The organism is Bacillus sp. NTK071 (assembly GCF_017303315.1).
GTDB lineage: Bacteria > Bacillota > Bacilli > Bacillales > Guptibacillaceae > Guptibacillus.
In genome coordinates this window covers 1-13,967 of sequence record NZ_JAFKOI010000021.1, presented here as the reverse complement: position 1 = coordinate 13,967, position 13,967 = coordinate 1, and the positions used below count along the sequence as shown (strand labels likewise).

The 13,967-nt window shown below is 36.2% G+C and carries 16 protein-coding genes; all 16 read left to right on the top strand.

Going from position 1 to position 13,967, the window contains the following annotated elements; genetic code table 11:
- The first annotated feature begins 107 nt into the window (after positions 1–107).
- The 16 genes from JI666_RS19385 to JI666_RS19310 all read left to right on the top strand — a co-directional run bounded on the left by JI666_RS19385 (position 108) and on the right by JI666_RS19310 (position 13,739).
- Positions 108–572, top strand: coding sequence for a GNAT family N-acetyltransferase (locus tag JI666_RS19385; RefSeq protein ID WP_206894691.1), 465 nt, complete (start codon positions 108–110; stop codon positions 570–572).
- Between the two features lie 424 nt (positions 573–996).
- On the top strand, positions 997–1,374 hold the full coding sequence (locus JI666_RS19380; RefSeq protein ID WP_206894689.1) for a GntR family transcriptional regulator: 378 nt from the start codon (positions 997–999) through the stop codon (positions 1,372–1,374).
- Positions 1,374–2,255 (top strand): ABC transporter ATP-binding protein, encoded by an 882-nt coding sequence (locus tag JI666_RS19375; RefSeq protein ID WP_206894687.1) that lies wholly within the window; start codon positions 1,374–1,376, stop codon positions 2,253–2,255. Before JI666_RS19380 ends, JI666_RS19375 begins: the two co-directional genes overlap by 1 nt.
- The gene (locus JI666_RS19370; RefSeq protein WP_206894685.1) at positions 2,236–2,847 is read left to right on the top strand and encodes an ABC-2 transporter permease; all 612 of its coding nucleotides are present in this window, start codon (positions 2,236–2,238) and stop codon (positions 2,845–2,847) included. Before JI666_RS19375 ends, JI666_RS19370 begins: the two co-directional genes overlap by 20 nt.
- A 676-nt stretch (positions 2,848–3,523) precedes the next feature.
- Positions 3,524–4,402, top strand: a complete 879-nt coding sequence (locus JI666_RS19365) for an ABC transporter ATP-binding protein (protein ID WP_206894715.1) — start codon at positions 3,524–3,526, stop codon at positions 4,400–4,402.
- 1 nt (position 4,403) lies between these two features.
- On the top strand, positions 4,404–5,615 hold the full coding sequence (locus JI666_RS19360) for an ABC transporter permease (RefSeq protein ID WP_206894684.1): 1,212 nt from the start codon (positions 4,404–4,406) through the stop codon (positions 5,613–5,615).
- 278 nt (positions 5,616–5,893) lie between these two features.
- Positions 5,894–6,061 (top strand): hypothetical protein, encoded by a 168-nt coding sequence (locus JI666_RS19355; RefSeq protein ID WP_206894683.1) that lies wholly within the window; start codon positions 5,894–5,896, stop codon positions 6,059–6,061.
- A gap of 90 nt (positions 6,062–6,151) precedes the next feature.
- A complete protein-coding gene (locus JI666_RS19350; protein ID WP_206894682.1) occupies positions 6,152–7,060 on the top strand; it encodes an alpha/beta hydrolase in 909 nt (302 codons plus the stop codon).
- 175 nt (positions 7,061–7,235) lie between these two features.
- Entirely contained in the window at positions 7,236–7,883 is a 648-nt protein-coding gene (locus JI666_RS19345) for a Type 1 glutamine amidotransferase-like domain-containing protein (RefSeq protein ID WP_206894681.1), read from the top strand.
- Between the two features lie 155 nt (positions 7,884–8,038).
- Complete coding sequence (locus JI666_RS19340; RefSeq protein WP_240688160.1) at positions 8,039–8,362, top strand: hypothetical protein; 324 nt, start codon at positions 8,039–8,041, stop codon at positions 8,360–8,362.
- A 175-nt stretch (positions 8,363–8,537) separates the two neighbouring features.
- The gene (locus JI666_RS19335; protein WP_136948887.1) at positions 8,538–8,822 is read left to right on the top strand and encodes a hypothetical protein; all 285 of its coding nucleotides are present in this window, start codon (positions 8,538–8,540) and stop codon (positions 8,820–8,822) included.
- A 581-nt stretch (positions 8,823–9,403) separates the two neighbouring features.
- Positions 9,404–9,616 carry a hypothetical protein gene (locus JI666_RS19330; RefSeq protein ID WP_136947188.1) on the top strand — a complete coding sequence of 71 codons (213 nt, stop codon included), beginning with the start codon at positions 9,404–9,406 and terminating at the stop codon, positions 9,614–9,616.
- A gap of 153 nt (positions 9,617–9,769) precedes the next feature.
- Positions 9,770–10,213: a pyridoxamine 5'-phosphate oxidase family protein gene (locus JI666_RS19325; protein WP_286170962.1), complete on the top strand. Its 444-nt coding sequence runs from the start codon at positions 9,770–9,772 to the stop codon at positions 10,211–10,213.
- 206 nt (positions 10,214–10,419) lie between these two features.
- Positions 10,420–11,244: a DUF4037 domain-containing protein gene (locus JI666_RS19320; RefSeq protein ID WP_206894679.1), complete on the top strand. Its 825-nt coding sequence runs from the start codon at positions 10,420–10,422 to the stop codon at positions 11,242–11,244.
- A gap of 144 nt (positions 11,245–11,388) precedes the next feature.
- Positions 11,389–12,624 carry an aminopeptidase gene (locus tag JI666_RS19315; RefSeq protein ID WP_206894675.1) on the top strand — a complete coding sequence of 412 codons (1,236 nt, stop codon included), beginning with the start codon at positions 11,389–11,391 and terminating at the stop codon, positions 12,622–12,624.
- A gap of 272 nt (positions 12,625–12,896) precedes the next feature.
- Positions 12,897–13,739: a tyrosine-type recombinase/integrase gene (locus JI666_RS19310; RefSeq protein WP_206894673.1), complete on the top strand. Its 843-nt coding sequence runs from the start codon at positions 12,897–12,899 to the stop codon at positions 13,737–13,739.
- The last annotated feature ends 228 nt before the right edge of the window (positions 13,740–13,967 follow it).

Genomic DNA, 13,967 nt, shown 5'->3' with positions numbered 1-13,967 from the left:
TGTTTATTCATGATTAACGTAAAACTTAATCATTTAATAACTGATCTGTTTTCTACTCTAGTATTGATGTAAACAAAGAATGCAGTCCTATAGAATGGAGAGATAACATGATTAAGTTAAGTAAGGTTAATGAAGTGGAGTTCAAGGAGTATTTGGATTTTATGATTCCTGATCATGCTAATGAAATTACTAAAAACTTCAATTTAACATTGGAGCAAGCTTTAGAGGAATCAGAAATGATGATCAACCACATGTTTAAGGATGGCTTAGCCACTGAGGGACAATGTCTCTATAATATTATAAAAGCTAACTCAAATGAAAAAGTGGGACTTCTTTGGTACAGCATCATTCCAGAAATTAATTCAGCCTACTTGTATCACATTTTAATTGATGAACATGAAAGAGGAAAAGGATATGGGACTAAGACTATCGAGATGCTACAAGATAAGCTTAGAGAACGCGGTGTGAATTCAATTGGGTTAAGTGTGTTTGGTAAGAATGATGGAGCTTATAGATTGTACAAGAAAATGGGATATTCAAATACGAGAATATCAATGGAGAAAACGCTTTAAGACCTAATAAATTTAGAGTCTGCCATTTGTTATGAAAGCGCTCCTTTGTCATGACAAGAATCTTGATTTATTCCATAAAATCGGAGCTTATCTGCAATAAAGATAGGCTTCTTTTTGTTGAAGAAAAGGTTGAGTTCTCTTAAACCCTCTGGCAAATTGGTATAGATTGATTAGATATGCAGAAAAATTAAGCCAATGCTATTGAAGAGTTATATGACTTTTGAGACCAGGCATTTTTCTTAGGTGAACTCGATATTTTCTATCATTTGAATGAGGATACTTTGATTGAATAAGGTAAAAGAGTCAATTTTATACTAATTGTAAAAATACACTCTTACCTAACAATTCTTTTTACATGAAATCATTGTATATATTGTATATATTGTATATAATAACTTGTATACAATTTAAGGAAGGTTATGGAATGAAAATTATACTTTCAAATCGAGAGAAACAATCCATGTATGTACAAATCTACAACCAAATCAAAAATCAGATTCTCTCTAATGAAGTTAAGGTGGGATATTTGCTGCCATCAATGCGCCAGTTGGCGAAAGAGTTGAACGTCAGTCTCATTACGACTAAACGGGCCTATGAAGAGCTTGAGAAGGACGGTTTTATTTTTTCCGTTGTAGGAAGAGGTTCATTTGTGTCGGATCAAAATGACGAGATGATTAAGGAAGGTAAGATGAGAGGGATTGAAGAGCAGCTATCAGCAGCGGTACAAAACAGCAAAGATATTGGTCTTCCACTTACTGAGTTACAGGAATTGCTTACTATTTTGTACAGGGAGGAAGAATAATGGAACCTGTGGTAGAACTGAACAATGTGACTAAATCATTTGATGGATTTACACTGAAGAATTTTTCGCTGACCGTTAAAAAAGGGTTTGTGCATGGATTTATCGGTGGAAACGGGGTTGGGAAGTCCACTACGATTAAGATGATGATGAACTTACTCGAGCCAGATAGTGGGAATGTATCTGTGTTTGGGTCATCTTATAAGGAACGAGAGAAAGAAATTAAACAGCGAATCGGTTTTGTTTACGATGAAAACGTCTTCTATGAACAACTTACTTTAGCTCAAATGAAGGATATAGTTAAAAGGGCGTACAATATGTGGGATGATGATCTGTTTTATAAGTATGTAAAAACCTTTCAACTTCCACTTAAAAAGCCGATCAAAACTTTTTCTAAAGGCATGATGATGAAAGCTTCTTTAGCCATCGCTTTATCCCATCATGCAGAGCTCATTATAATGGATGAGCCCACATCAGGACTCGACCCAATTTTCAGAAGAGAGCTGCTTGAGATTCTGCAACAACTGATGATGGATGGAGAAAAGACGATTTTCTTCTCAACTCATATCACAACAGATTTAGATACGATTGCGGATTATATTACCTTTATTCATAACGGTGAACATATCTTTACGAAGGATCTGAATGAAATAAGCGAGGAGTATGCCATTGTCAAAGGCGGACTTGAGCTACTTGATCAGGAAACTGAAGGAGCATTTGTAGCCATTCAGAAATCATCATTTGGGTTTGTGGCTTTAACCGATCATAAATGCGAGGTGGAAGAGATGTTCGGGGAAACGGTGCTTATTGAAAAACCGACGCTTGAAGATATTATGTTTTTTACGAAGAAGGGGGAACCATCACATGTTCAACTTAGTTCGTAAAGATATTGTGATGCAAAAGAACTTGTTGGCGCTTCTTATGCTAATGTTATGTGGATATTCAGCTCTTGGGGTTTCTTCAATTATCTATCCAGGACTTATATTCTGCCTCTCGATCTTTATGAGTGCTATCTCTTTGGATGAGAAATCGAACATACATATGTTTCTAAACTCTTTACCGTACACTAGGAAACAAATCGTTGGTTCGAAATATGTGGTCTTCGTATTGTTTACATGTATGGTGGCGCTGGCGTTATTAGTTGGAAAACTTGTTTTTCACGGTGAGTTCAACTTATGGAAGGACTATCTGCTCATGTTCACGATTGTTCTCACAACAGCCTCTTTTTTATTGCCGTTTAGTTATCAATTTAAAACCCAATATCTTTACGTGGGCTTTATTGGATTAGTTGGTCTGTATTTACTTACAATTAGTTTCCTAATCCCGAATTTACATGATCGGATTAGGCAGGTCGTTCACCTTATCCTAACAACATCAAGCCCCTCCTTATTTATAGGGATAGGAATCTATGTTGTAGTTTTATATGGCTTCTCCTGTCTTCTCTCTATTCGCATCTATCAGCGTAAAGTGTTCTAGTGGTCTGATCACTAGGAGGAGAATGGGAGCTGTTGAATGTTGACATCACCAGGAAGTCAACTAAACTACTAACAGCAATGAACCCTAAAGAATTTACTTCTCACCATCATCGGACTTGTTTTTTGATATAAACTCAAGTTTAAATCTAAGTTGTTCCATTAAATCGGAGCTTTTCTTGTATAACGGATAAGCTATTTCTGAATAGGTTTGGGCAAAGAATTAAAGGTACTCTTTGGCTGCAGTTATTTTGCTTTCTATACAGTAACACCTGCTTGCAAGGAAATAACCAGCAAAGTAAAGGCAGAACCTTAAAGTGAATCGTTTTATTAAATCAATGCTTTTAATTAACTATGTGGTATGTGAAGACCAAATGGTATTTATAGAAGTATGGGTATTAAAGTTACAAGAACAACTTGGGATATGGTTGCTGAGGATAGGAACAAATAGTTAAGAGCTGTTACTAAAAAAGTAACAGCTCTTAACTGTGAAGAAAAGGCAAGTTTGTTCAAGGAGTAAAATAATCATCATTCATCTAGGTTCTTGGCAAGTACGCTAGGTCCTAATCAAAAAGAATAAGATAAAAAATATATCAGAATAGAATTTTATGGAAGGATATGGTGGTCCAAAGGCGAATGTACTCTAGTGGAAAAAAATAGAGACGCAGCAATTGGGGGAAATTATGTTACAAATTAATGGATTGGTAAAACGATTTGGAGAAGAACTGGCAGTTGATCATCTTTCGCTTGAAATACCTAAGGGAGAGGTACTTGGTTTGTTGGGTCGTAATGGGGCCGGTAAAACGACAACTATAAAAATGATGCTATCGCTTTTGAAACCAGACGAAGGAACCATTCTATGGAATGGTCAACCATTAGATAGAAAAAAAGTGTCCATTGGATACCTTCCAGAAGAACGAGGTCTGTATCAAAAGACGAAAGTAGTTGATCAACTCAGGTATTTTGGGCAATTGGACGGTATGACAAAGAAAGAAGCAAATAGCGCTATCGATTTGTGGCTCGAAAAGTTTGGAATTCCAGAGTACCGATTAAAGATGGCTGGAGAACTTTCTAAAGGGAATCAACAAAAAATACAGTTAATCGCAACACTGTTACATAATCCAGAATTAATTATTTTGGATGAGCCCTTTAGTGGTTTGGACCCCGTAAATGCGACAATGCTCAGCACTATCTTGGAAGAAGAGATATCAAAGGGAAAAACCATTATTTTATCCAGTCATCGGATGGAACAGATCGAGACGTTTTGTGAGTCGGTGATCATGATGAAAAAAGGCAAGCCAGTTGTATCAGGGAAGCTGCTACAAATCCAAGAAGACTATGGATACAAAAACCTCATCATTAAAGTAAATGATCATCCTAATAGTAGTGAACGGTTGAACCGTTACGAGGTAAAGGGAAACACCTACACTACTCAAGTGAAAAACCAAAGCGAAGCTTTAGAAAGTATGAAAGAGTTAGAAGGTCTTGGTGGGGAAGTTCGTAATTTCTCTATGATTGATCCTTCCTTACATCAAATTTTTGTGGAGAAGGTGAAATAGCATGGGGAATTTTAAAACAGTGTTAGGTTTTCATTTACGCGAGGCTCTAACGGCAAAGTCGTTTACCATCACAGCTTCTATCTTATTTTTGGTTATTATGGGTTTTTTTGCAGTAACTCATTTCTCTTCTGACGAAGATCGCGACACGATTCATGTGCTAGTTGAAAGTGATTTTTACAACTTGGATGTAAAGGCGTTAAATGATGCTCAGAGTGAATTAGAGTTTATCGGTTTAGAATCAAATCAGCTAAAGGAAATGGAAGAACTTGTTCGCAAAGGAAAAGAAGACGGGATCGTTAAAATATCTGAAGGAGAAGGTCCCCCTAAGGTAGAGTATTTCTTTAAGCGCATGCCAGACTTCAATTTGGTCGCTTTACTGCAACCAACCTTACAAGAACAATATCTTCAGAAAGCAATTGTGGAGAATGATGTTTCAATCGATACTGCTAAAGCACTCATGGATAAAGTAGTGATAGAACAATCTCCTTTAAAAGAGACGGAGTCCACGGGACTCGTATATTTCTTTCTTTTATTGATGTACATGTTCATCATTATGTTTGGTCAATTGGTATCCATGGCTGTAGTAGGTGAGAAAACCACAAGAGTAATGGAAATCATGATTACAAAAGTTAAGCCATTATCGATGATGTATGCAAAAATATTATCAGCAATGAGTGCTGGTGTCCTGCAAATTGTTATTGTTGGATTTGCATATCTGTTAGCTGTCTTACTTGGTTGGACAGAAGGAGAAGTTAACTTAATGGGGCTGCCTATTGATTTGTCCGTTCTCTCAGTAAAAATGTTCTTGTTCTTTATCTTGTACTTTGTCCTAGGATATGTGCTGTATGCGCTTATTTTTGCTTCAGTGGCTTCTGTTGTATCAAGGGTCGAAGAGGTGGGTTCGATTATATTCCCTGTTTCAATGATGCTTATCGGAGCTATATTGCTTGGCTTTAGATCCATGTTGAATCCGAATGATACCCTTGTGCTAGTGGGGAGTTATATTCCGTTTTTCTCCCCGCTTGTAACGTTCTCACGCATTGTTTTAGAAGAGGCACAGGTTATCGAAATTATTGGATCACTTGCTATTCTCATTACGACCATTGTCTTGCTTAGCATTTTCTCAAGCAGAATTTACAAAAACGGTGTAATGAGGTATCAAGCAAAGGCGACAATTAAGGATGTACTGAAGCTAGCAAGAAGAGAAAGTTAAATCGGCAAAGGGTGTTACTTCAGCGTTATTTAAAAAAACTGGATTAAGAGTCATTTCAAAAGAGCAGTTTGCTGAGGGCTCATTCTAACTTTTAATTAAACCATGGATATATTAGTACCTATATTCAAGAAATTAGAGCTTATCTGTAATTAGGATAAGCTCTAATTTTAATAAAATAAGGATTGAGAATGTCATTGAAATTTGAAACAATTGGTAATAGATGGATGATCAGATAAATAGAACAAATAGAAATAATTAAAGGGAGAAGGTATTGGATAATGGTGGATAAACTTCTCTTAGTTTCAGTGTTACTTGTTGGTGCAGTTTATATTGGTTTCAACAGCGATGGTTTAAGGGCTATTTTATTTAATGATGTTTTGTGTGGGTTAATGCTAGTTTACACTTATACAGAAAGTGATGTGAAACCAAGTTATTCTCTTTCTTGAATTTAATCGGAGCGAATAACTAATAAAAATTAAGTGTCCTTCACTTCCCTAAGAAATGAGATGTATCAGAAGTAAATGGGACACTTGGAGGTGATTTATATTAAGACACTCATCGATATCGGTGACAAAGAGCTCGAGATATGGATGAAAGGCAATGGTCGAACTATAATCATTCAACCAGGTATGATAAGTCCTTTAGCTGAATGGATAGCCTTATGTGAAGAGCTTTCAAGACACGCAAGAGTTATTATTTACAATAGAGCTGGTTGCGGCAAGAGTAATAAAGGGATAACAACAAGAAATCGAAAGGAAAACGCAAAGGATCTATATGCACTAATTAAGAAACTTAGTGTTACTTCGCCTATTATTTTAGGTCATTCATACGGAGGACTCATTCTTCAGCAATTTGCTCAGGAGTATCCAAACGTGGCTAGTGAGATTGTTTTAGTTGACTCAACTTCATTTGATGCTTATAAGGTTGATGAAGTTGAACTCGAGGGAGAGGATGGAAATAGTACCGAAGCTTGGATAGAAAAATGTAGAACATATTCCGGCCTTTCAAAAAAAGATCTACAAGTGGAGATGGCAGATTGGATTAATGAACTCAAAGAGATATTACCAAGCAGCAGTCATATAGAAGTAGAGGAATTTATGAGTAACCCATCCATGTTCGAATCTCTAAGTGAAGAACTTGAATATGACCTTTTGTCCAAGGAAACGAATCATTATAAATCCTTCCTTGAGACTTTTACTATAGTAATAGGTAGGGATCCGAAGGCATCAATTATAGAAATGGTAGAAAGTGAAGGATTACATAAGTCAGAAGCCGAAGACATCGAAAACATTTGGCAAGGTTTAATTCGCAATCAAACTAAGTTAAACTCGAACACTAAATATATTTTGGCAGAAGATTCCGGACATAGTGTTCATCTGGAAAAACCTGAAGTTATAAAGAGAGCTGTAGACTCCATTCTCAATAGTACAAACGTGAAAGCATAAATCCATATATCTTGAAATCGAGTCTTCCACAATCTCGGAGCTAATCTTCAATAAAACTTATCTAGATATGCTTCTGAATTCTTCAAAAAACGACAGTATGGCTTTAGAGTCAGTGACGCGGAATAAATCAATGGTTTTTGAGGACATTCAATTGGAAATACAGTGGAGGATTTATATGGGGAATTTAATACTATCAGGCGGAGGTAACGCTGACCAGAACTCCAGCGTGCATAATTATTTTGCCAATTCTATAGATAAGGATAAGCCACTACTTTATATTCCTTTAGCAGGGGATCCAAATTTTAGATCATACGGTACAAGTCTAAAATACGTACAAAGCATTTTTAATCCTTTAGGTGTTGATATAATTACGATGTGGACGGAACTAAATAACAAGTCGTTAAGTGAATTAAAACGGTTTTCAGCAGTTTATTTTAGTGGAGGATGTACATTAACTTTGTTAAAAGCATTAAAGAAGAGCAACTTCGATAAAATCTTAATGCAGTATTATGAGAGTGGAGGTACTATTTTTGGACAAAGTGCAGGTGCAATAATATTTGGAAGTCATATAACTCACACGAATCCTAAGGGGGAAAATTCTGCTGAATATGAGCCACTAAATCTTATATATAATTACCGTTTATGGTGTCATTATGATGCTCGGGAAGATAAATTGATCTATCAGTTTTCTGAAGATGGGGGACCTCCGTTTCTAGCACTCCCAGACGGAGCAGCAATTCGATTTAGTGATAATAGTATGGAAATCATATGTAAACAAGCATATGAGTTCAAACAAGGTAAGAAAAAAACGCTTAAAATCTAAGCGAAATATCACTGGTATCTATCTTAGAATTTAATGATCGCTACCGAAGAACGATAACCTTATCATTTAAATTATCTTGAAATAAAGTCTTCCATTATCTCGGAGCGTTTACTTAATAAAAAGTAAGCGCTCTATGTAGGTTTAGGAGCAGGCTAGTGAAAGAAGAGGATATTAAAACAGAGAGGAGTGGTAAAATGGCAATTGTTATAGGGTATGTAATTGCATTTATAGGTGTGTATCTAGCTCTTCTGCTAAGCATAGATAAACCAAAAAATAAAAAATATAAGGTATGGGGCATTGCTCTTATGGTACCAATTTCACCAGCTTTAGCTTTTGCGATAGGGTTAACCTATGCAGTCAGTGTAGGAAGTGGTTGGGCAGGGTTGATAATGTGGTATATTTTCCCCTTTATTTTCACAGTAGGACTCGTTATGTTATTGGTTGGTATTTTCAAGAAAGAAAAAACAGAAATAGTTTGAGTAGTTAAACTAACGGGTGCGATTGTTCAATAGAGCATTAGCCCATTAGCCCATTAGCCCTTTATTACATAAGCACAAGTAATATCAGTGGTTTAACCTATTTAACTGGCAGAGCAGTAATCTTTAATAAGTAAAAAGGGTTAGAATTTAAGTGAATATATATGGAGGTATAGTAATGTGGGCAATATTAGGGGTCATTGCCATAGTAGTAACTGTTATAAACCTTTCTTTGTATGCAGCAGGAAAGGATTATAAGCTTGCGATGGCGATGGGATTATCATTTACATCATTAACACTTTGTGCAGAATACAGTCTTGTATCTCGATGGGTAAGAGTGGAAGACTGGGCAGCTTTACTGGATGTAGTACCAGGTATGGAAAGAGCATTATGGTTTTTGACAATTGTTTCTATCTTACTAAATATAGCACCTATACTTTTAGAACGAAGAAGTAAGAAATAATCACAAATATTTAAGTATCATGATTTGGGTCCTCACTATCAGGAACAAGTTAAACTCGGAGATATCTCGATTTCAAGTCTCCCGCAAACTCGGAGCTTATCTGTAATAAGATTAGTAATTTTTGGCGTTTTAGAAGTATGTTTATAAAAAAAATATGGGGGCTTTTAATTTGAGCAAATACATTACAGCAGCAATCACAGCATTTTTCTTTGGTATTTTAGGCACATCACTTTTAGGTCCCTTGGGTTTTTTTATTACAGTCATTATTGTGACTTTATACTTGATTTATGAGGAACTACGTGAGATTAAAAGAGAGCTGCAGAGGACTAGCAGATCTTAATGAGTATATTCCTTGTTCTGTAATCTCGGAGCTTATCCGTAATTACGGATAAGCTCCAGTTTTTAAGAAATAAAGATTGAGTTAATCATTTGCATTTGAAATAATTGGTATTAAGTTGTTTGGCAAATAGCTAGAAAAATGATTAAGATTTTATTTGGTAAATGCACAATATTAAAAATGGCAGGTGATTATTATTTCCCAAGAAGATAAGTTCTTAAATAAATGGAGTGAAACTAGAAAAATGGGTAAATGGAAGTACATCCTCTTCCACGGAGTTTTTCTAGGTGGAATAGGCTTTTTATTAGGAAAAGTGGCGTTAAACTTTTTCTTGGGTAAAGAGCTCGGAAATATTGCAGAGTATATAATAACTGCAATTATATTTGGTGTTTTATTTGGAACAGGTATTTGGTTATATACAGAAAACAGATACCGAAAGTACACGGCAAATAGATAATAACTATTCAAGTAAATTCGGAGCTTATCTGTAATAAGATAAGTTCTTTTTTTGTATTGAGTTAATCTGTTTAATTTGAAATAATTGGTATAAATAACTAGGTAAGCTGTTTATTTGAACGTTATTTAATAACTACTTGAAAGGATGTATACATTGAAAATAATCGAAGGTAACAAAAGCTTTAACTTAGATGAGTTTCTTAAGAAACCTTTGTTTGCACACCTCTCAACTTCATCATCAGAAGGACCTCGAGAATCTCCTGTTTGGTTCTATTGGGAAAATAACTGCTTATGGATTATCGGAACACCTTCCTCAGATAGCTTTCCTAGGAGAATAGAAGAAAGCCCTAAGTGTGCAATTGGTATAGTTGATTTAGACCATACTACCGGAAAAGTCTTACATGCAGGATTCAGAGGAAGTGCTTCTGTAGAGCCTTTTGATAGAGGAATTGCCACTCGCTTATTAAAGCGTTATCTTGGGCCTGATGAAGACAATTGGGACCACAGGTTCAAAGGATTAGGAGATAGCAATATCTTAGTTCGATTTGTTCCAGAAACGGTTGTGGTTCGAGATCAATCCTTTATTCCAAGCATATAGTCGGTTTTAAGTAGAGAGGTTTTTGTCATATTTTTGATTGGTATTTATTTTTAGAAGAATTAAAAAGCATATCATTTCATTGTTAAGAAATCTCGGAGCGATTGCTGTACTAAAGATTGCTTTCATTAAAAGAAAAGGCTGTAAAAAACAACTAGGTGTCTTTATTAAAAATACGATTATCAAACGTAAAAATGTGGAGGTCTAACATGGATCTATTACAACAATCAATAGGTATGGCAGCGGTGTATAAGGAAAACCCAAAAATAGAAGCCATCATTCTTGCTGGTTCAGTATCTAAAAACCTACAAGATGAACATTCAGATATTGAGTTACATATTCTGTGGTCAAGCCCTCCAACAGATGAGGAGCGACGGTATCCCATACAGCAAATTGATGGAATTTTTCTATCGTATCATCCTTATGAAGATGAAGAATGGTCGGAGGCTTACTTAAATCAGAATGGCATTAAGTTTGAGATTAGCAGCTTTTTGTTTGAAACAGTAGAACGTTTCATTTCCGATGTGGTGGAAAATTACGAAACTAATTATGACAAGCAATGTATTTTAGCTTCCATTCATAGTGGTGTTGGCCTATTTGGGAAAGAAAGAATCAATGAATTAAAGAATAGGGTTGCTACATATCCATTACAACTTTCTAAACATATGATTTCTGAAAATCTCTGGTTGAGTAATCGATGGAATAACCGCGAAGCACTTTTAAAACGTAAGGACTGGTTGATGCTCTACGATGTCATTTGTGGGGTGCAAAAGAATTTGTTTGGAGTTTTGTTTGGCCTAAATCATATGTATGTTCATCACCCTGTTTTTAAATGGATGGGGCATAATATTGAACTTATGGAGATTAAACCAGAAAATCTCCATAATCGAATGAACGAAATATTAATAGGTGATCCCAAAAAAGGTGTAATAGAGTTAGAGGGATTAATTGAAGAGGTTATGAGATTGGTGAGAGAATACCATCCTGAATTGGATATAAGCGGACAAAAGAAAAATATAGGGTATGTTAAATAAGCATGAAATCTACCATGTAAACAGAAACAAGGCATAACCAGGAAGTATTATATATCTATCTTGAAATTGAGTCTTCCACAATCTCGGAGCGCAACTCTAATAATGTTTTGCTCTCTTTACTAATAAACGATAGAGGATGATTGGATGAATAATGATTCGAAACGTTTAGAAAAATACGCTGCTATTACTGTTGAGATTGGGCTGAACCTTCAAAAGGGTCAAACGCTCATTATTGATGCCCCAATTCATGCCTCAGAGTTTGTACAGCAGGTTGTAAAAATGGCTTATGACAAAGGTGCAAAGGTTGTAATGATTGAGTATACTGATGAACAAGTTTTGTTAACCAAATATAAAAAAGCTCCAGAAGAGGGGCTAAAACACTACCCTGAGTGGAAAGCGAAGGGATACGAGGAGATGGCTAAAGAAGGTGCAGCCTTGTTAAACGTTTTTTCTCCGAACCCAAATTTATTAAAGGACGTTGATCCTAAGCGTGTATCTATGGTACAAAAAGCGATCGCAGAAGCACTTCGTACGTTCCAGTCTTACCAGATATCAGGGAAAATGAACTGGTGTATTGTAGCTGTCCCATCAAAAGAATGGGCGAAGCAAGTGTTTCCTGATCGTTCAGAAGAAGAAAGTATACAACTGCTTTGGGAACAAATATTTGAAGTGACCCGAACAAATACAGATCACCCTGTACAGACGTGGAAGGAACACGTTGAAACGATGAATAGGTCTGTGCGCTTTCTAAATGAAAACAACTTCAAGAAACTTCATTACAGAGCCAACAATGGGACCAGCTTTTCTGTTGAATTACCTAATTTACATAAGTGGATGTGTGCAAATTTCAAAAGCGAAAGAGGGGTTTCGTATGTTCCAAACATACCGACGGAAGAAGTGTTTACGGTTCCGAAGAGAGAAGGTGTGAACGGTGTGATAAAGAGCTCTAAGCCATTAAACTATAATGGCTATTTAATCTCTGGATTCTCCTTGACTTTTGAAGAGGGGAAAGTTATCGATTTTAGTGCTGAAGAAGGTTATGAAGTACTTAAATCGATACTAGAAACGGATGAGGGTGCGAAATGTTTAGGTGAAATAGCACTCGTTCCGTATAACTCACCGATTTCTAATTCAGAGCTTGTCTTCTACAATACGTTATATGATGAAAATGCTTCCTGTCATGTGGCACTTGGTAATGGTTTACCAATAGCGTTAGAGGGTGGACCAGATATGAATAAAGAGGAATTAGCAGAGCAGGACTTGAATGAAAGCCTGATTCACGTTGATTTTATGTTTGGCACTGCAGACCTTGAAATTGATGGCGAAACAGAATCAGGTGAGATCGTTTCGATTTTCCGAAATGGAAACTGGGGATTCTAATTTCGAGTCTTCTGCAATCTCGGAGCGATAGTGGGATAATCTAATCGCTCCTCCTCGATCTAAGTGATGAAATCGAGTACAATTCCCTGTTAAGCAATCGGGGAACGTTTGCAGTTCGAAAAAACGCCTCACATCACCAATACCAATGGGTTTTAAGCATCAACTATTTAGTCATAGGATTCGATTCTGGAATAACTCTAGTATGAATTTTATACTTCTGGGACATAATAGAATCAAGTTTACTTGATTGATAACCTAGGAGAGTGATGTCCATGTTATTATCGACGATATGGGAAAAGTACGAACTTGATAAGAAGATTGAGGGGTATTCCCCTTTGACATTGAAAACGTATTGTTTTCAGTACAATACGCTTTTACGTTACTTTGGTGATGTTGATATGAATGCGATTACCACTGATCAACTGAAAGCTTATCTAGTCGATGTTGGTGAACATTTGAAACCTTCAAGCTTAGGACACCGGGTCCGTTGTATTCGGTCGTTATTTAAATGGACCTATGATGAGGGCCATATTCAAAAGAACCCAGCTGCAAAATTGAAAGAACCAAAACTGGGTAAGAGAATTCCAAAGTTTCTTTCTGAACTAGAACTCGAACACCTTAGAGAGGCATGTGAAGGCCCTATGGAAAATGCAATGTTCGAATTTTTTTACTCGACAGGCTGCCGTATTGGCGAGGTCGTTAAGCTAAATCGCGATGATATCAACTTTCATACGAATTCAGTCATTGTCCATGGAAAAGGAGATAAGGAAAGAGAAGTGTATTTCAATACACGATGTTCGTTATGGTTGAAACGATATCTTGATGAACGGGATGACTTGGAACCCTGTTTATTTATAACAGAAAGAAGGCCAAAAAGAAGGATGAGTATAGATCTTATAAGATATATCATAAAACGTATCTCCAAACATTCTGGTCTTCAGAAAGAAATACACCCTCATCAATTAAGGCATAGCTATGCCACGCATATGATTAACAATGGGGCCCCTATTGATGTGATTCAGAGTTTAATGGGGCATGAGAAGACTGAAACAACAAAACTATACGCTCAGCTTAGTGGGAAACTACGACATGATTTCTATATGAAGTATTTTTAAGAAGCGCATTCCAATCGAATGCGCTTTTAATGATTGATGAATAACTATTGAGTTTACCCATGTTTTTTGAAATAATTGGTATTAAATCATATGGTGAATTCTGAAGTTCTACTATATGGGTGATACATTTGTTTATTGCAAAATAGAAGTGCAGACCTTTGCAACAGAAAAATGCAGAGTCCTGCACTTATTTTAATAAGGGCATAAAAAAAGACTTGCCAGTCACCC

Bases quoted from the DNA above. Each gene is read 5' to 3' on its own strand.
- JI666_RS19330 (WP_136947188.1), top strand. From the start codon at position 9,404: ATGGGTAAATGGAAGTACATCCTCTTCCACGGAGTTTTTCTAGGTGGA.
- JI666_RS19315 (WP_206894675.1), top strand. From the start codon at position 11,389: ATGAATAATGATTCGAAACGTTTAGAAAAATACGCTGCTATTACTGTT.
- JI666_RS19320 (WP_206894679.1), top strand. From the start codon at position 10,420: ATGGATCTATTACAACAATCAATAGGTATGGCAGCGGTGTATAAGGAA.
- JI666_RS19310 (WP_206894673.1), top strand. From the start codon at position 12,897: ATGTTATTATCGACGATATGGGAAAAGTACGAACTTGATAAGAAGATT.
- JI666_RS19335 (WP_136948887.1), top strand. From the start codon at position 8,538: ATGTGGGCAATATTAGGGGTCATTGCCATAGTAGTAACTGTTATAAAC.
- JI666_RS19345 (WP_206894681.1), top strand. From the start codon at position 7,236: ATGGGGAATTTAATACTATCAGGCGGAGGTAACGCTGACCAGAACTCC.
- JI666_RS19385 (WP_206894691.1), top strand. From the start codon at position 108: ATGATTAAGTTAAGTAAGGTTAATGAAGTGGAGTTCAAGGAGTATTTG.
- JI666_RS19360 (WP_206894684.1), top strand. From the start codon at position 4,404: ATGGGGAATTTTAAAACAGTGTTAGGTTTTCATTTACGCGAGGCTCTA.
- JI666_RS19375 (WP_206894687.1), top strand. From the start codon at position 1,374: ATGGAACCTGTGGTAGAACTGAACAATGTGACTAAATCATTTGATGGA.
- JI666_RS19370 (WP_206894685.1), top strand. From the start codon at position 2,236: ATGTTCAACTTAGTTCGTAAAGATATTGTGATGCAAAAGAACTTGTTG.
- JI666_RS19380 (WP_206894689.1), top strand. From the start codon at position 997: ATGAAAATTATACTTTCAAATCGAGAGAAACAATCCATGTATGTACAA.
- JI666_RS19355 (WP_206894683.1), top strand. From the start codon at position 5,894: ATGGTGGATAAACTTCTCTTAGTTTCAGTGTTACTTGTTGGTGCAGTT.